At 65.5% G+C, this 17,321-nt stretch carries 17 protein-coding genes and 1 pseudogene; 9 read left to right on the top strand and 9 right to left on the bottom strand.

What is annotated here, in order from left to right; genetic code table 11:
* Positions 1-1,076 (bottom strand): carotenoid oxygenase family protein (locus tag C448_RS00300; protein ID WP_004051032.1); only part of this gene is annotated, 1,076 nt, incomplete at its 3' end.
* A 74-nt stretch (positions 1,077-1,150) separates the two neighbouring features.
* Here C448_RS00300 and C448_RS00295 point away from each other — a divergent pair.
* From C448_RS00295 to cruF, 3 genes are read left to right on the top strand one after another with little or no spacing between them, the layout of a single operon-like run.
* Positions 1,151-2,662, top strand: a complete 1,512-nt coding sequence (locus C448_RS00295) for a phytoene desaturase family protein (protein WP_004051031.1) — start codon at positions 1,151-1,153, stop codon at positions 2,660-2,662.
* Complete coding sequence (locus C448_RS00290; protein ID WP_004051030.1) at positions 2,659-3,555, top strand: prenyltransferase; 897 nt, start codon at positions 2,659-2,661, stop codon at positions 3,553-3,555. The genes C448_RS00295 and C448_RS00290 overlap by 4 nt, the downstream gene beginning before the upstream one ends.
* Positions 3,545-4,396, top strand: a complete 852-nt coding sequence (gene cruF / locus C448_RS00285) for a bisanhydrobacterioruberin hydratase (RefSeq protein ID WP_004051029.1) — start codon at positions 3,545-3,547, stop codon at positions 4,394-4,396. The genes C448_RS00290 and cruF overlap by 11 nt, the downstream gene beginning before the upstream one ends.
* Here cruF and C448_RS00280 read toward each other — a convergent pair.
* Complete coding sequence (locus C448_RS00280; RefSeq protein WP_004051028.1) at positions 4,393-5,337, bottom strand: phytoene/squalene synthase family protein; 945 nt, start codon at positions 5,335-5,337, stop codon at positions 4,393-4,395. The two genes, cruF and C448_RS00280, sit on opposite strands and share 4 nt — an antisense overlap.
* Positions 5,338-5,604: 267 nt before the next feature.
* Between C448_RS00280 and C448_RS00275 the strand changes: the two genes are divergently transcribed.
* A complete protein-coding gene (locus C448_RS00275) occupies positions 5,605-7,065 on the top strand; it encodes a dihydrolipoyl dehydrogenase family protein (RefSeq protein ID WP_004051027.1) in 1,461 nt (486 codons plus the stop codon).
* 102 nt (positions 7,066-7,167) lie between these two features.
* Complete coding sequence (locus C448_RS00270; RefSeq protein WP_004051026.1) at positions 7,168-8,316, top strand: MBL fold metallo-hydrolase; 1,149 nt, start codon at positions 7,168-7,170, stop codon at positions 8,314-8,316.
* A gap of 9 nt (positions 8,317-8,325) precedes the next feature.
* On the opposite strand, the gene C448_RS00265 is transcribed toward C448_RS00270, so the two are convergent.
* The 6 genes and pseudogenes from C448_RS00265 to C448_RS00240 all read right to left on the bottom strand — a co-directional run bounded on the left by C448_RS00265 (position 8,326) and on the right by C448_RS00240 (position 12,299).
* Entirely contained in the window at positions 8,326-8,598 is a 273-nt protein-coding gene (locus C448_RS00265; RefSeq protein WP_004051025.1) for a hypothetical protein, read from the bottom strand.
* Positions 8,599-8,731: 133 nt separating this feature from the next.
* Complete coding sequence (locus C448_RS00260) at positions 8,732-9,175, bottom strand: hypothetical protein (protein WP_193363099.1); 444 nt, start codon at positions 9,173-9,175, stop codon at positions 8,732-8,734.
* Positions 9,176-9,239: 64 nt separating this feature from the next.
* Complete coding sequence (locus tag C448_RS00255) at positions 9,240-10,472, bottom strand: ornithine cyclodeaminase, nickel-pincer nucleotide-dependent (RefSeq protein WP_004051023.1); 1,233 nt, start codon at positions 10,470-10,472, stop codon at positions 9,240-9,242.
* 39 nt (positions 10,473-10,511) lie between these two features.
* On the bottom strand, positions 10,512-10,898 hold the full coding sequence (locus C448_RS00250; RefSeq protein WP_049915990.1) for a hypothetical protein: 387 nt from the start codon (positions 10,896-10,898) through the stop codon (positions 10,512-10,514).
* A gap of 48 nt (positions 10,899-10,946) precedes the next feature.
* Positions 10,947-11,547, bottom strand: a pseudogene (locus tag C448_RS00245) (hypothetical protein).
* Positions 11,544-12,299: a DsbA family protein gene (locus C448_RS00240; RefSeq protein WP_004051019.1), complete on the bottom strand. Its 756-nt coding sequence runs from the start codon at positions 12,297-12,299 to the stop codon at positions 11,544-11,546. Before C448_RS00240 ends, C448_RS00245 begins: the two are co-directional and overlap by 4 nt.
* Positions 12,300-12,443: 144 nt before the next feature.
* On the opposite strand from C448_RS00240, the gene C448_RS00235 reads away from it, so the two are divergent.
* Positions 12,444-13,145, top strand: a complete 702-nt coding sequence (locus tag C448_RS00235; RefSeq protein ID WP_004051018.1) for an SOS response-associated peptidase — start codon at positions 12,444-12,446, stop codon at positions 13,143-13,145.
* Between the two features lie 344 nt (positions 13,146-13,489).
* Here C448_RS00235 and C448_RS00230 read toward each other — a convergent pair whose 3' ends face one another.
* A complete protein-coding gene (locus tag C448_RS00230; RefSeq protein WP_004051017.1) occupies positions 13,490-14,005 on the bottom strand; it encodes a gamma carbonic anhydrase family protein in 516 nt (171 codons plus the stop codon).
* Positions 14,006-14,096: 91 nt separating this feature from the next.
* Between C448_RS00230 and C448_RS00225 the strand changes: the two genes are divergently transcribed.
* The 3 genes from C448_RS00225 (at position 14,097) to C448_RS00215 (ending at position 17,119) form a co-directional block, all read left to right on the top strand.
* The gene (locus C448_RS00225) at positions 14,097-14,819 is read left to right on the top strand and encodes a fumarylacetoacetate hydrolase family protein (protein ID WP_004051016.1); all 723 of its coding nucleotides are present in this window, start codon (positions 14,097-14,099) and stop codon (positions 14,817-14,819) included.
* A gap of 109 nt (positions 14,820-14,928) precedes the next feature.
* Positions 14,929-16,269: a metallophosphoesterase gene (locus tag C448_RS00220; RefSeq protein WP_004051012.1), complete on the top strand. Its 1,341-nt coding sequence runs from the start codon at positions 14,929-14,931 to the stop codon at positions 16,267-16,269.
* Positions 16,270-16,378: 109 nt separating this feature from the next.
* Positions 16,379-17,119 (top strand): MOSC domain-containing protein, encoded by a 741-nt coding sequence (locus tag C448_RS00215; protein WP_004051009.1) that lies wholly within the window; start codon positions 16,379-16,381, stop codon positions 17,117-17,119.
* The last annotated feature ends 202 nt before the right edge of the window (positions 17,120-17,321 follow it).

The following is a 17,321-nucleotide window of genomic DNA, read 5'->3' as shown; positions in this document are numbered from 1 at the left end:
GTGTTTCGGCGCGCGTAGTCGATCGTCGGGAACTCGATGTGACCCGGATGGAGCGTCTCCCGTTCGACGTCGCGTGTCGAATCTTCCGGAAGGCGATATCGGCGGAGTTCGCCCGTTGGAAGCGTCGGCGACGGCGAGCGGAGGTTGTCGAGGCCGAGCGCGTCGACCACCGACGCGTCGGGATAGGTCACGAGGTCGAGCACGATCTCCTCGTCCTCCTCGAAGGCGTTGACGTGATGGAAGACGAAGAACGGCTCCGTCCGATGGGTCGTGGCGACGTCGCCCGATGCGCGATCGAAGACGATGAAGCGCGTGCCGCGCTCGGGTTTCCAGGTGAAACTCCCGGCCACGGTCGATCCACGGAGCAGCGCGAGCGGCGAGACGACGAACGGGCTCTCGGTGAGCACCACGTAGTTCGGGGTGAGCGCGAAACTGTGGAGATAGGCGGCCTCGTCGACCGTCACGCCACCGATGATCTCGGGATCCATCTGCCCGTCGGGAACTCGATAGAGCGTATAGCCCGGATTCCGGCCGAAACGCGTCGCGTAGCCGATCGTCTCCCCGCGGTGGGCATCGTAGTGGGGATGCACCGTCGTCGTGGTGCCCAACGGTTCACGAGCGTGCTGGCCGCGCGTTTCGAGCGTCTCGGGATCGAACTCCAGCGGACGCGGGCTTTCGGTGGTGGCGACGACGGAATCGCCGCGTGTTTCGATATCGACGCAGGCGTTGTCGGTGATCCTCGGCGAGAGCAGTCGTTTCAGTTGATCGAGGAGACCGATGTCGGGGACGGTAGCGAACTCGCGAAAGCCGAGTTCGCCATGCTCACGGGCATATTCGTACGCCTTGCTCCGGAGAAAGCGATTCGAGTAGCGGACTTGGCCATCCTGAATCGCAAATCGTCGGAGCAGCGCGAACCCGTCGAACCAGTGGTTGAGCGGTCGGTTGCCGACGCGAAAGCGGCCGGGGCCGTTGCGGAGCAGGGTTCCCGCGAGCCAGTCGGGGAGATCACCCTCGACGGGCAGCGGTACGCGATCGAGCTCCTCCGAGATCGGCTCGAAGCCGAGGCGGTGGTCCATACACGGTCGAGAAGCGCAGCGGCCATAGCATTCGGGGTCAGTCGTCTTTTATACGCGCCGCCGTATTATCCCACATGGATGCGCTCGCGGCAGGGTCGGACGCGGCATCGCTGTCCGGTCGGACGGTCGCCGTCGTCGGCGGGGGGTTCGGCGGGCTCTCGGCGGCGTGCTACCTCGCGGCCGCGGGGGCCGACGTCACGGTGCTCGAAAAGAACGGGCAGGTCGGCGGCCGTGCCTCACAGTTCGAACAGGACGGCTTTCGCTTCGACATGGGGCCGTCCTGGTATCTGATGCCCGACGTCTTCGAGCGCTTTTTCGATCACTTCGACGCCGACCGCGAGGATTATTATGGACTCGAACGGCTCGATCCCCACTATCGTGTGTTCTTCAAGGACGGCGATCGCGTCGATCTGACGCCCGATCGCGACCAGGTGCGTGCCGTCTTCGAATCCTACGAGGAGGGTGCGGCCGAGGCGTTCGACGACTACCTCGTCCAGAGCGAGTCGACCTACGAGGCGGCGATGGAGCGGTTCGTCTACACCGATCGACCGCGATTTCGCGACTGGGTCGACACCGACGTGTTCCGGTCCGCGCCGGTCGGGCTGAACCTGCTGCGCTCGATGGAGAGCCACGTCTCGAACTACTTCGAGCACCCCAAACTCCAGCAGATCATGCAGTACACGCTCGTCTTCCTCGGGGGCTCGCCGAAGAACACGCCCGCGCTCTACACGATGATGAGCCACGTCGACTTCAACCTCGGCGTCTACTACCCCGAGGGCGGTTACGGTGGCGTCGTCGACGGCATCGCCGAGCTCGCGCGCGAACGCGGCGTCACGATCGAGACCGATGCAGAAGTCGGCGAGATCACGCGCCGACGCGGCGGCTTCTCGCTCGACACCGCTGCGGGCGAGCACACGCCGGAGATCGTCGTCTCCGATGCCGACTACGCCCACACCGAACAGGAGCTCCTTCCTGAGCACGAGCGCCAGTATTCGGCCGACTACTGGGACGAGCGCACGCTCGCGCCATCCGCCTTCCTGCTCTATCTCGGCGTCGAGGGCGACGTCGACCCGCTTGCCCACCACACGCTCGTGCTGCCGACCGACTGGGACGGCCATTTCGAACAGATTTTCGACGAGCCGGCGTGGCCCGACGATCCGGCCTACTACCTCTGTGTGCCCTCGCAGACCGACGACACCGTCGCGCCGGAGGGCCACTCGAACCTCTTCGCGCTCGTGCCGATCGCGCCGGGACTCGACGACACGCCCGAGATCCGCGAGCGCTATCGCGACTCGATCCTCGACGATATCGCCGCCAACACCGGCGTCGATCTCGCCGACCGGATCGTCCTGGAGAGGACGTTCTCGATCGACGACTTCGCCGAGCGCTACAACAGTCTGCAGGGCACGGCGCTCGGGCTCGCTCACACGCTCCGCCAGACCGCCCTCTTCCGACCGCCCCACCGCTCCGACGCCGTTCCTGACCTCTATTTCACGGGCTCATACACCACACCGGGTATCGGCGTACCGATGTGTCTCATCAGCGGCGAACACGCCGCGAGCGCCGTCATCGAAGACCACGGATGAGTCGCGAGCGCGTTCGTCGCGGTGTGGACCGATTGCAGGGAACCATCCCGCCCGAAACGACCACGACGGGCTATCTCCTGCGGCTCTCACGGCCTCGGTTCTGGTTCTACCTCGCCGGACCGGTCGTCGTCGGCGTGGCCTACGGCGCTGACTCCCTCGCCACCCTGTTCGCGCCGATCGCGCTCGCACTGTTCGCCTACTTCCTCGTCCCGGCGAACGTCTTCCTCTACGGCGTGAACGACGTCTTCGACGCCGACATCGACGAAACGAATCCGAAGAAGGACGACCGCGAGGTGCGGTACACGGGCGACAAAGCCACTTTCGCCGCCGTCGTCGCAAGCGGGTTGCTCGCATTTGGCTTCGTCTCGGTGCTCACGCCGGCGGCACTCGCGACGCTCGCGCTCTTCGTCTTCCTCGCGGTCGAATACAGCGCGCCACCGCTCCGGTTCAAGACCACACCGCTGCTCGACTCGATCTCGAACGGGCTCTACGTACTGCCCGGCGTGATCGCCTACACCGCCGTCGCAGGCGAACTGCCGCCGATCGCGGCCGTGCTGGGTGGCTGGCTCTGGACGATGGGGATGCACACCTTCTCTGCCATTCCCGACATCGATCCCGATCGAGCGGCGGGCATCCGGACGACGGCGACGGCGCTCGGCGAGCGACGGACCTACGGCTACTGCGCCGCCTGCTGGCTCGCCGCGGCACTCGCCTTTTCGTTCGTCCACGTCCTCCTCAGCGTGCTCCTGCTCGCCTACCCCGTTCTCGTCTTCGCCATCGCCCGCTCGTCGATCGACGTCGACCGCGCCTACTGGTGGTATCCGGCGGTGAACACGCTCGTCGGGATGCTCTTCACCCTCGGCGGGCTCTGGAGGCTGGTCTATGGCGGCTGAGCGCGTGACCCGCCAGCACATCGAGGCACGTCTCGACGAGCTCGTCGCCGAGAACCGCTTCACGATCGCCGTGGTCTTCCCGCTGGTCGGGGCGGCCCTGCTGCTCGCGAGCGCCGCCGGCCTCGTCGGCCCGCCGCTCAGATACAACCCGTATCTCATCCTCTTCGGGACGGCGGTGATGCGTCTCCCGCTCGTGGCGGGGATCGCGCCGCTGTTCGACCGCCGGGCGGCGGTCGCGACCGGGCTGCTCGTCGCCTACTCGTTCGGGATCGAGCTCGTCGGCGTGCTGACCGGGTGGCCCTACGGCGATTTCTCCTACACGATCGAACTCGGCCCGATGCTGTTCGGGGCCGTCCCGCTCGGCCTGCCCGTTTTCTTCCTCCCGCTGGTGTTCAACAGCTACCTGCTCTGTCAGCTCGTGCTCGGCGAGCTCGCCCGGCGGCGGGCGGTGCGCCTCGTCGCGGTGATCTGCACGGTGCTGCTCGTCGACGTCGTACTCGACCCCGGCGCGGTCGCGATCGGCTTTTGGAGCTACTTCGGCGGGGCGTTCTATGGCGTTCCAGTTTCGAACTACCTCGGGTGGGTGCTCTCGGCCACCGTGACGGTCTTTCTACTGGACTACGGCTTCGACCGCGCACGATTGATGGATCGCCTCGAAAACTGTGAGTTCATGCTCGACGATCTGGTGAGCTTCGTCGTGCTCTGGGGCTCGATCAACGCCGTCTTCGGCAACTGGGTGCCGGTCGGCGTCGCGCTGGTGCTGGCCGGCGGACTCGTCAAAGCCGATCGGTTCGACGTGGCGGGTCTCGGGAGCGGCGAGCCCGGCTCGACCGAAGGCTAGCGCGTCGGCGTCACGCCCTCGGGCTCGTGGACGTACTGCGGGCTGTCGGAGATCGTGCTCACCGCTGCGAAGACCGCTTCGGGATCCTTGTTCCAGAGCCAGTGCCAGCGGGTGCGCACGAGCAGCGAGAGCTTTCGCGTCGAGGAGAGCTCGGGCGTCGTCGAGAGGGTATCGTGGCCGCGATCCCTGATGAGTCGGTGGTGATCGGCGTAGAGCACGGCCGCGAGCAGGACGGGGAGCTGGCAGTCGTCGGGGAGGTATTTGATGCCGGCGACGCCCTCGCGGTAGCGTTTCTCCGTCCGTTCGAGTTCGGACCGCATCAGCGCGGCGACGTCGTCGTTCATCTCGAAGCGCTCTATCTGTCGCTCGGTGACGTCGTGCTCGTCCAGGATTTCCTGGGGAAGGTAGATGCGATCGCGTTCGACGACGTCCTCGCGCACGTCGCGAAGGAAGTTGGTGAGCTGGAACGCCTCGCCGAGCGCGCGAGCGTGTGGCTGGGCGATTTCGGGATTGTCGGGTCTCATAACGGCGGTCATCATCTCGCCGACGGCGGCCGCCGATCCGCCCATGTACTCGTCGAGCTCCGCGTGGGTCTCGTAGCTATCCGTGTCGATGTCGGCGACCATCGCGTCGACGAACTCCTCGACGGCGGTGTCGGGAATTCCATACTGTTCGCGGAGATCGCTGAACGCCGCCACGACCGAGTCGTCAGTCGGGCCGCCGAGAGCGCCCTCGCGGAGGCGGGCGAGCTGTGCGCGCTGTTCGGCCGGCGGCGGGCCGTTCGGGTCGTCGACGATCTCGTCGGCGACGCGGAAGAACGCGTAGAGAACGTACGTCGCGTGGCGAACGCGCTCGGGGAGCAGTCGTGTCGCGACATAAAAGGTCGTCCCCGTTCGCCGATGGATCGCCTTGCTCTCGGCGAGCTGCGTATCGTCGACCATGTCAGTGTGTTTCGTTAGGGCGAGAGCGACTTATGTGTTTGTACGCTGTGAAGTTTAAGAACGAATTATAATAGAACCAACCATTTTGTTCCAACCGGCTATTCCGTCGATATCCCGCCGCTTTCCGGGTCGTCATACGGATATCCGGTCTCGCCGATTCCTGATGATCGACCGGTATTGTGGGTGAACGAAACGACAGTCAGGCGAATGCCACTCACGCCGCGCCGTGATCGATGTACACCGCTATCGCTTTTGGTCGTGGCTGCCATGGACCGAACAGGCACGAGCGTCTCGCGGGCGACGCTCGTCCATCCATCCATGACAGACCACATCGTCATCATCGGCGCGTACGGGAGCGCGGGCATCGCCGCCGCCGAGCGCCTCGTCGACGAACCGGACGTCGAACTGACCCTCGTCGATGACGGCCAGCCCGGCGGCGGACTCTGCCTTCTCCGCGGCTGTATGCCCTCGAAGGAACTGCTCTCGGCGGGCGCACATCGCTTCCAGGCGCGCCACGACGACCGCCTCTCGGGCGCGCCGACCGTCGATCTCGACGACGTCGTCGCGACGAAGGACCGCCACGTCCAGGGGTTCGCCGAACACCGGCGCGAGTCGCTCCACGAGCTGACCGAGCGCGAGAACGTCGAGTTCGTCCACCGGACGGCGACGTTCGTCGACGACCACACGATCGCCGTCGGCGAGCGGACGCTCGACGCGGACTACGTCGTCGTCGCCACCGGCTCGACGCCGAACGTCCCGCCGATCGACGGCATCGACGACGTCGACAATCTCACCAGCGACGATGTGCTCGACGCGACCGAGTTCCCTGAATCGGGGATCGTCATCGGGTTTGGCTACATCGGGATGGAGCTGGTCCCGTATCTCGGCGAGGTCGGTGGGATGGAACTCACCGTTCTCGAACGTAGCGAGCGGGTGCTCGACGAGGGTGATCCCGCGCTCGACGACGCGCTGACGGAGCTCTATCGCGACGAGTTCGCCATCGATCTCCGCACCGAGACACAGGCCACGAGCATCGAGGAGACCGAAGACGGCGGCGTCCGTCTCCGCACCGAACACGACGGCGAGGAGGACGTCGTCGAGGCCGACCAGCTGTTCCTCTTCACCGGTCGGCGGCCCGCCTTGGGTGGGTTGGAGCTCGATCGGTCGGCGCTCGACCCCGATCCCGATGCGGAGTGGGTCGAAGCGACGATGCAGGCCCGCGACGACGAGCGCGTGTTCGTCGTCGGCGACGCGAACGGCTGCGAGCCGATCCTCCACATCGCCAAGGAACAGGGGATCACGGCCGCCGAGAACGTCCTCGCACACCGGGACGACGAGGAGCTCGCGGTCTACGACCCGATCCATCACCACGTCATCTTCTCCGCCCTCGGCGTCTATCCGTTTGTCCGCGTCGGCCACTCGGAGGCCTCGGTCCAGGAGACCGATCGCGAGTACGTCGCGGTCACGCGTGAGGCACGCGACGACGGCGTGTTCAAGACGAAGGCCGTCCCCGAGGGGCTCGCGACGCTGGTCGTCGACAGCGACGACGGCACCGTGCTCGGCTATCAGGGGTTCCACCACGACGCAGACGTGATGGCGAAGACGATGCAGGTCGTCGTCGAGACCGGGATGGACGTCCGTGACGTGCCCGATCGCGCCTACCATCCGACGACGCCCGAACTGATCGACGGGCTCGTCCGGGAGGCGCGCTCGGCGATCGAGGAGTGAACGCTCCGTTCGCTCGCGTCGGGTCCACGCGTGCGAGCATCCCGCGCGACGACCGGGGATCGGAAATGCTTATTCTTCACAATACCGTACGTGCGGGCAACGATGTTCGGAACGATCACCGCGCGCGACCTCGCGGCACGGCTCGATAGGGGTGACGAGAGCTACGTTCTCATCGACACACGTCCGGCCGAGAGTTACGACTCGTGGCGCGTGACGGGTGCGGAGAACGTCCCGTTCGGGCCGGCTGAAGGGCTGAGCGACGACCAGCGCGACCGGATCACGGAACTGGCGGACGGCGACGAGGTACTCACCATCTGCGGGAAGGGTGCGACGTCGACGCGGCTCGCCTCGGAACTCGACGCCGACGGATTCAGTGACGTCTCGGTCGTCACCGGTGGGATGCGCGCCTGGAACGAACTCTACGAGACCGCCACGGTCGAGACCGCGTCCGACGACCTCATCGTCAGGCAGTTCCAGCGCCGTGCGAAGGGCTGTCTCTCCTATCTCGTCGGCTCGGAGCGCGCCGGCGAAGCCATTGTCGTCGATCCGACCCGCCACACCGACCAGTACATCACGACGGCCGCCGAGCACGGGCTGCAAATCACGGGCGTGCTCGACACGCACGTCCACGCCGATCACATCTCCAGCGGTCGCGAGCTCGCGACCCGACTCGATGTCCCGTACTACCTCGGCGAGAAGGCGACCGAGCGCGATCTCGCCGTCGATTTCGAACCGCTTTCCGACGGCGAAACTCTCTCGATCGGCAATAACGAGATCGAGACGCTCGCCACACCCGGCCACACGACCGAGATGGTCGCCTACCGCGTCGACGATGTCGTTCTGACCGGCGACAGTCTCTTCCTGGATTCTGTCGGTCGCACGGAGCTCGAATTCGGCGAGGAGGGGGCCGAGGCGGGCGGGCGCATGCAGTACGAGACCCTCCACGACACGCTGCTCGAACTCCCCGACGAACTCATCATTCTGCCGGGTCACGTCACGGTGCACGACGACGGGACGTACGCCACCGCCGAACCGGGCGAACTCGTCGGTGCCAAGCTCGGCGACGTGCACGCACGACTCGATCTCGTGGATCTCGACGAGGACGCCTTCGTCGAGCGGATGGTCGACGACGTCCCCGAAAAACCGGACAACTACGAAACGATCATCGCGATCAACCGCGGCGTCGCAAGCACGGAGAGCGCCACCGAGGCGACGACGCTCGAAACGGGTGCGAACAACTGTGCGGCCTGAGTAGGTCGATCAGATCGTGTCGTCGGGGTCGTGCTCATCGCTCATCCGTGAGACTTCGTCGGCGTAGCGCTCCTGGAGATCGGGATCGTCGATGCTTTCGAGATCGTTCGGCGAGACGTCCTTCGCGGCAGTCACGGTGTCGACGCCGATGGCCTGGGCGGCGAGCTCCCGGCGGAAGAGCCGCTCGCCGTCGGGCGTCGCGTACTTGAGGATGATGAGATCGCGGTTGTTGTACCCGCGCTCGACGAGCCAGACGCGGACGGTATCGCTTTCGTCAGCCATGTCCGGTGGAAGACGACCACGGGGTTAGGAAGTTCGGTTGTGGGTCGGTTCGTGACGCGGTCGCTCCGATTGCTTCACCGTATGAAGCGTTTTGGAACACGGCCAGAACCCGGACATCTGGACGGCGTTTCGATCACGCAAGCAATGCGGTCCCGTCGAGAACACGCTGGATGGCCCGTTCGGCGAGCAGCATCGTCGACCCGTTCCCACAGGCACAACCGCTGAGAACCGTCGTCGTTCCGGCGGCCGCCGCACCGACCAGCACGGCGGCCGGAACGCTCCACCAGCGGTCGATCAGGCCGACGGTGACGCCGACGAGCGCGACCAACAGCGATCCGAGCGTGAGATACAGCCGTTCGATCCCGACCCCGAGGTAGCCGACGACGGGGAGCCGATTCGCGCCGGCGACCTCCAGTGCAACCGACCCGACCGCCGGTTCGGGTGGCAGCACCGGCCCTCGGGTGCCGAGCCACACGAACAGCCCACCGGCGGCGAGCGTGCCGACGACTACCGCCAGCACGGCCAGGCCGACGGTCGTTCCCGACGGTCGACCGAGCCGGGACCGTACGGATGTCATATCGACGAGAACGGCTTTCGCGCCTTTTTATTTGGCGGCGGATCGGTCGCCGGCGAGCGAGGGACTATTCGTCGAGCAGCTGCTCGACGAGCATCGGCACGAAGGTACCGATGTCGGTGACCATGCCGACCGCCTGTGCGCTCCCGCGGTCGAGCAGTTGCGTGACGGTCGCGGGGTTGATGTCGACACAGACGACCCGCGTCGAGGAGGGCAGGCAGTTGCCGACCGCGACCGAGTGGAGGAGCGTCGAGAGCATGAGCACCATGTCGGCCTCGTGGGCCTGCTCGCGGATGGCGTTCTGCGCGTCGACCGAATCCGTGATCGTGTCGGGTAGCGGACCGTCGTCGCGGATCGATCCCGCCAGCACGAATGGGCGATCGTTGTCGATGCACTCGTACATCACGCCGGATTCGACCAGCCCCTCGTCGACCGCCTGCTCGATGGAGCCCGCACGGATGATCTCGCTGATCGTGTAGATGTGGTGTTTGTGGCCCTTTCGGGGGTGATCGAGCGTTTCGGTGTTCATCCCGAGCGAGGTGCCATAGAGATCGCGTTCGAGATCGTGAACCGCGAAGCCGTTGCCGGCCGAGAGCATGTCGACGTAGCCCTCGCGGACCAGTCGGGCGAGCGATTCGCGCGCGCCGGAGTGGATGAGCGCCGGTCCACAGACGGCGAGCACCGACCCGCCCTCGCGCTTCGTCTCGGCGATCGCCTCGGCGACCTTCGCGATCGTCGATTCCGATGGGCGCTCGGAGGAGACGCCGCCCTGCATGAAGCCGAACGCGCCCTCGCGGTTCCGGGGGCGTTCCGGTGGGCGGACGCGGATCCCGGTCTCGCCGGTGACGACGAGTTCGCCCTCCTCGATGGCGTTGAGCACCTTCGTGTAGGCGCACGGCTCGTCGTCCTCGCCTTTCTCGACGACCACCGCACAGTCCATCTCGATGCGCTTGACGGGGATCCACTCGCCGTCGTGGCGGATCTCGGTGTGGTGGTTCGTCGTCGAATAGAAGCCCGATGGCACGACCTGATCGCCGGGTGCGGGTTCGAGCGTTGCGTCGACGGGATGGGAGGGCGTCGCACCGTTCTGGTGGAGTTCGTGGACGATCGACTGGAGCTCGTCCTCGGTGTCGGCCAGCACGGTGAGACGGGCGTACGACTCCTCGACTTCGCTCCGGCCGATGTCGAACTCGTCGACCTCGAAGGAGCCCCCGAGATCCATGATGACGCCGAAACACGACTGCATCATCCCCGAGTCGATGATGTGTCCCGAGAGTTCGACTTCGCGTGAAACGGTCATATCGGAGATTTCCGTCGGCAGGTAAGTCCGTTGTGGCTCTCAGGCGTCGGTGGACGATTCGACGATCCACTCCCGTTCGCTCCGCGCGGCGAGCCGGCGGTAGAGCGCGCGCAGGCCATCTGGATCGGTTTCTGGAAGCACGTGGAACTCGATGCGGCCGTCGCGGACCGACACCCGGAAGACGTCGCCGGTCTCGGTGTCGTGGACGAGATAGAGCGCCATCGGCAGGTCGAACCAGTCGCCGTAGGTGTATGGCTCGCCGTCGAGCACGTCCTGGAGGAGTTCGTCGAGCGCCTCGTTCTCGTGGTCGCCGGGGTTGGCGGGTGACAGCGAGAAGACGGTCGAGCCCTCGTATTCGAGCCCTGCGTGGCGCGAGTAGCGCCGTTCCGGACGATGGGAGATCGCGAACGAGGGCTCCTCGGTCATGGCTACCATGGGGTACGGCGCGATATCGTTTATATGTACGGGCGGGAATCAGTCGATCGCGACCGGACAGCCGTTGATCTCGCCGCCGCGCATCCCGCGCGCGAGCCAGAACAGCGAGAGCACGAGCGCGACGAGCGCGAGCGCCGCGAACTCCAGCCCCTCGAACGGGAGCACCGTGAGCGAAGCCGTCACGCCGAACAGCGAGAGCACGCCCGCGAGCACGGCCGAGCCACAGGCCGCACAGCCCGCGCCGAGCGTGCCAAGGAGAACGCCGGCGACGCTCGTGGTGCCCTGCGGCCGACAGCGCGTGCTCGCGGAGGTGATAGACGACCATCGCCACGTCGAGGCCGACGAGCAGTGCGGTCACGACGAGCAACACGCCCTGAAACGTGCCGTAGTTCGTTCCGACGAAGGGGTACTGCTCGGCGAGGATCACGAGCCGGCTGCCGAGCGGGAGCGCTCCGGAGAGGAGGAAACCGGCGAGCGGGAGGTTCTGTGAGAGCACGAACAGCGTGAGGCCGACGAGGGCGGCGACGAGCGCGAGCACGGCATAGACGGGAATCGTCACGACCAGCCGGGCTGTGCGGGCCATCAGCCGCCAGTCGCGGGCGCGGGTCGGTAACCGAAGTGATCGCGAGCGGGTACTCATTCGACCCCCAACGCCCGTGCGAACACCTGATAGCTCTGTGCGCCCCGTACTTCGGTCAAGAATTCTCCGTCGCGGAAGAGATAGAACGTCGGCGTGCTCACGACGCCCGCAGCGTCGCCGGCGTCGGCATCGCGCTGGAAGGCTTCGTCGAACTTTTTCGCTTCGGCGTCCGCGACGACTGCGCTGGCATCGACCGCCGTTTCAGCCGCGAGGAACTCTTCCGTGCGATCCAGAACGTTCTCCTCGCTGAACTCCTCCTGTGTGGCGAAGTAGTGACCTTCGAGCGCCCAGAACGGTGCCTCGCCGCGGGCGAACGTGGCTTCGAGCGCCTGCATCGCGGGTTCGCCCCACGCGAAGGCGTGCGGGAAGTTCCGATAGACGAAGGTCGCCTCGCCGGGCTCGACGAGCTTCGATTCGATCGCCGGGAGGGTGTCCTCGTTGAACCGTCGGCAGTTGTGACACGATGGATCCTCGAAGGCGATGATCGTTCCCGGGGCTGTCCCGGGTGCGGGACCGCGGAACGGCTGACCCGCGAGCGCCGTGGCTGCCGGATGATCGAGCGCCGGTGCGGCGGTCCCCGCGGCGGCTGTCGATCCGTTGCGACTCGTCGAGCCGGAGCCCGAACTGTTCCCGTCCGATCCATCCGTTCCGTCCGCCGTGTCGGCCGAGCCCGTGTCCCCGCTACCGAGACAGCCGGCGAGCGTGCTCGTGGCCACGGCGCTCGCGAGAAATGCCCGCCGTCGGAGTTCCATGCACGGTGAAGGATCGCCGCGAGCATAGACTCCGCCCGGACGGGTACGGTGCGCGCACAAACGCCAGTACGACGTCCGTTTCGATCGTGTAATGTCCGAGTCAGCGGCCGACGGTGTTATTTCCGACCACACCTATATCGAGCTATGTGCGGACGCTACACCCTCTTCACGCCGCCGGCGGACATCGAGGAGCGCTTCGATGCGAGTTTCGAAGGTTCGCCACGACCGCGATACAACGCTGCGCCGAGCCAGTCGCTGCCGGTGATCACGAACGACGCGCCCGAGACCATCGACACGCTCGAATGGGGCCTGATCCCTCACTGGGCCGACGATCGATCGGACGCGAACCGACCGATCAACGCCCGTGCCGAGACCGTCGCCGAGAAACGGAGCTTTCGGGACGCCTACCAGAAACGGCGCTGTCTCGTGCTCGCCGATGGGTTCTACGAGTGGCAGGAAACTGGTGGGAGCAAACAGCCCTACCGCGTGACGCTCGACGGCGGGGAGCCGTTCGCAATGGCCGGGCTTTGGGAGCGCTGGCAGCCGCCGCAGAAACAGACCGGACTGGGCGAGTTCGGCGATGGCCGGCCCGACGGCGAGGCCGATCCCGTCGAGACGTTCACGATCGTCACGACCGAACCGAACGCGGTCGTCGGCGAGCTGCACCATCGGATGGCGGTCGTTCTCCAGGAGGGTGACGAGTGGCGCTGGCTCGATGACGGCGATGCCGAACTGTTGCAGCCATACCCCGACGACGAGATGACGGCCTACCCGGTCTCGGCGGCCGTCAACGATCCTTCGAACGATCACCCGGAACTCGTCGAAGAGGTCGATGCGGCCGCCTGAGGCCGATTCGCAGGGAACTCCGTGAGATGGCTCAGGGATGACCGGTTGCGGTGCGGTCCTCGGAGGATGAAGGGCGAGGGCGCTCGTTCCACTCGCGCCCGAGGGCTTCGGCGGTGCTGTGCGGTGCGGTTTGTGGAGGGTGGTAGCATCCGCGCGAACGCAGCGAGCGCGGTTCGCCGTGAACGAGCGCCGTAGGCGCGAGTGAGCGGGAGTTTTTACCGTAGCTTTTTGCAAGCCGAGCGGGACCGAAGGTCCCGCTGGCCGTGCGAACGGGCGGCTTCGCCGCCCGCGAGCAGAGAGTGGTGGCCGACCGCGGGGAGGCCATCCGACGCAGTAAAAAGGTCCTACTCGAACAGGTCGTCGTGGCGCGCGGCGAGGTCGGTGTAGGCACCCGAGGAGTGGGCGTCGAAGACGGCTGCCGGGTCGAGCGTCGTCTCGGCCAGCGGCGTGACGGTCGCGGGGACGCCGCGGACGAACGACTCCGGCGGGATGTCGTATCCCTCCGGCACCGTGGTGCCGCTCGCGACGACGCTGCCGGCTCCGACGGTGACGTCGGAGTTGATCGTCGCATTGAACCCCACCAGCGCACCGTCGTCGACGGTGGCGTCGTTGAGTATCGCACCGTGACCGACCATCACGCGTTCGCCGGTTCGTGAGGCGTGGAGAACGGCGTTGTCGCCGACGTGTGACTGCGCGCCGATCGTGACCGGTGCGACGTCGCCGCGAAGCACGGCACCCGGCCAGACGCTGGCGTTCGGTCCGACGCTAACGTCGCCGACGAGCGTCGCGTCGCGGCTCACCGCGGCCTCGGCGTCGATCTCGGGTTCGACTCCCTCGAAGGCGTACTGGTTGTCCGCCATACACGACGAATGCAGCCCGCCGACAAATCTCTATGGGACGGATAGAGTAGGCGAACGGAAACGATATGACCGCGCCGTGTCGCGGATGGATATGCAACTGGCGCGCATCCAGACGCCCGACGGGATCGTCACCGGCGAGCACCGTGATGGGGTCGTCCACACCGATCACGAGACACACCGCCTCGACGACAGTGACGTCGAACTGCTCGCGCCGTGTGCGCCGTCGGCGCTCTACTGCGTGGGACGGAACTTCGCGACGACGCTCGATCAGATGGACTACGAGCGCCCGGAACGCCCGGATTTCTTCATCAAGCCGCCCGTCTCCGTGCTCGCGCCCGACCGCGAGATCGCGTATCCGAGTTTCACCGAGGAGTTCACGTACGCCGGCGAGCTCGCGGCCGTCATCGACGAACCCTGTAGCGATCTCGCGCCCGCGGAGGTGCCCGATGTGGTGCGTGGCTACACCATCCTGAACGATCTCGACGCGCTCGATCAGGACGGTCGCACGGCACGGAAGGCGTTCGACGATTCCGGTCCGCTCGGTCCGTGGATCGAGACCGACGTTGATCCCGGCAGCATCGACATGGAGACGCGCATCAACGACGAGGTCCGTCAGGAGACCAACACCGAACGGATGCTGTTCGAGCCACACGAGGTGGTCGCCTTTCTTTCTGAACGGTTCACCTTCAGCGCGGGCGACGTGATCTCCTTCGGTAGTCCGGCGAACCCCGGGCTGCTCGAACCCGGCGACGAGATCGTCATCACCTACGAGGGCGTCGGGACGCTCCGAAACACCGTCGCGACCGGTGAGTGAGAATCAGTTCGGTCACACGCCGGCAGCAATCCATAACTGGATGGCACCGTATCGATCGATACGTCTCATGGACACGTGCTGTAACACGCAGATGGGAATGGAACGCTGAATGGCCGACACCTGCTACCTGATCAGCGATCTCCATATCGGGGGCGACGAGCAGCTCACACAGGTCGACTTCCTCGACGAACTGCTCGGATTTCTCCGTGAGCTCGAAGCGAGCGACGAGGACGCCGAACTCGTCATCAACGGCGACGCGTTCGGCCTCTGGGAGTTCACGGAGATCGAGGGGCCGGCGAAGTTCGATGCGCTGCTCGATCGGTATCCCGAACTGTTCGAACAGCTCCGAGCGACCGGGGAAGAGGTGCCGATCACGCTCATCCCGGGCAACCACGATTACGAGCTCGCGGCACACGACGAATACGTCGATCGACTGGCGGCGTACAACGTCACTCTCGAACAGGAGGTCGCCATCAGCCGCGAGATCGGCGATCACACGATCCACATCGAACACGGCATGCAGGAGGATCCGAGCAACCGGATTCCTGATTTCGGAAACCCGTACGCGAACCCGCCCGGCTACTTCGTGAACCGACACATCACGAGTCGGGCCGGCCGTCTCTCGGGGCGTGGGAAGTACAACTGGCTCAAGGACATCCAGGCCGTGACGCCGATGACTCGCATTCCCGACTGGCTGCTCTCGAACTACTTCTACCGCGAGATGAGCGGCTGGCTCAGATACGCCTCGGTCCCCTTCTTCCTCCTGTTCAATCTGAGCGTGCTGTATCTCGGCGTCTACGCGTTGGACGCCGTCGGCATCTGGTCGCGACCGATGACCATCGTGGAGGGGATTTTGGACGTGTTCGGGCCGGTCGGGACGCTGATCGACGTCGTTCTCGTCGCCAACGTCGTGTTCATCGTGCTGCTGCTCCTCATCTCGATCCCGCTGTACGTCCTCGCGAGGGACGTCCGCAAGACGCTTCGACGATTCGGACTCGCTCAGAGTGACGATGACCGCGATCCCACAGCGAAATACAACGATCGGGCACGGGACGTCTTCGCCGAGACCCCCGATACCGCCGTGTTTCTCTACGGCCACACCCATCGGGCCTCGGTCACGGAGATCGACGATCGGCTCGTGATCAACACCGGGACGTGGTTGAAACGTCTCCGACGGGTCGATCCGATTCTCGGTATCCTCCCACCGGTGTTCTACGCGTCCTATCGGCTCAACTACGTTCGGCTGACGGGGGCGGACGACAGGAGCGTCGTCGTGGACTGCGACGTCGTCGACAAGCCGGACCCGGGCGAAGAGACGCTGCTCCAACGGCTGCTCACCCCCACACCGAAACCGCGCGAGGAGTTCCCGGTTCACAGACGTGTCGATCCGAGCGACAGTACGGATACCGAATCGAGCGCTCGGTCCGCGAACGATCGCCGAGAGCAGTAATGGGTGGTTCCGTCGTGACTTCACCCGGCCTCCCGATCGAGTGTGTGAGACCGATCGTTTTCTCGTTGTGCGGACGTTCTTTATGTCGGCCACCCGAACAGCGAGACGGATGAGCGACGCACGCGTTCGTTCGATTCAGGTCGGGACGCCCGAACCGCACGGCACGGCCGACGCCACCGATCCGATGGAGCAGCCGTGGTGGACGTCGTTCTACAAGGACCCCGTCAAGGGAGCGCTGTTCCTCGACGAAACGAACCTCGACGGCGACAAACAGGCGGATCTGAAACACCACGGCGGGCCGGAGAAGGCCGTCTGTGTCTACCCGGCCGAACACTACTCCTACTGGGACGACGAACTCGATCTCGAACTCGGCCCGGCGGCGTTCGGCGAGAACTTCACGATCACCGGACTCACCGAACGTGAGGCCTGTATCGGCGATAGTTACGATATCGGGGCAGCAACGGTACAGATCACGCAGCCACGGTCGCCGTGCTGGAAGCTCGCTCGTCGCTGGCGGACGAAAGACCTCGCCACACAGTTCGAGGAAACCGGCTATACGGGCTGGTATCTCCGCGTGCTGGAGACGGGGACGGTCGCTCCCGGCCAGTCGATGACGCTGGTCGATCGACCACATCCCGACTGGTCGGTCGCCCGGGCAACGAAGGTGCGCTATCGAATGCCGGACGATCGCGAGCTGGCCGGCGAACTCGCCGCCATCGACGCGCTCGGGGAGAGCTGGACGGACAAGCTCAGCCATCGGGCCGAAACGGGCGAACAGGTGTACTCGACGGCACGCGTCATCGGGCCGAATGCGGATGCCGATGCCGACGCGAACTCACCAAATCAGTGAGACGGTCGAACGTACGCAGATGCTCTGTTGATCGACAGACAGCGAAGGGGTGGGGTAGCTGAATACACCTCTTAGCGGCTCTAACCGACGATTCGACGTGACACACGATGCAGAAACATAGATTTGCGGTTGGGTTAGAATTGACAGATTTGATAAGGACCGGCGGATGGATCGGCGTATCGCTGGTGATGCCTCTCAGACC

Origin of the sequence: Halococcus morrhuae DSM 1307 (genome assembly GCF_000336695.1) — an archaeon.
Classification (GTDB): Archaea; Halobacteriota; Halobacteria; order Halobacteriales; family Halococcaceae; genus Halococcus; species Halococcus morrhuae.
The sequence above is the reverse complement of the archived record's forward strand: the minus strand, read 5'-3'. Positions and strand labels throughout refer to the sequence as shown.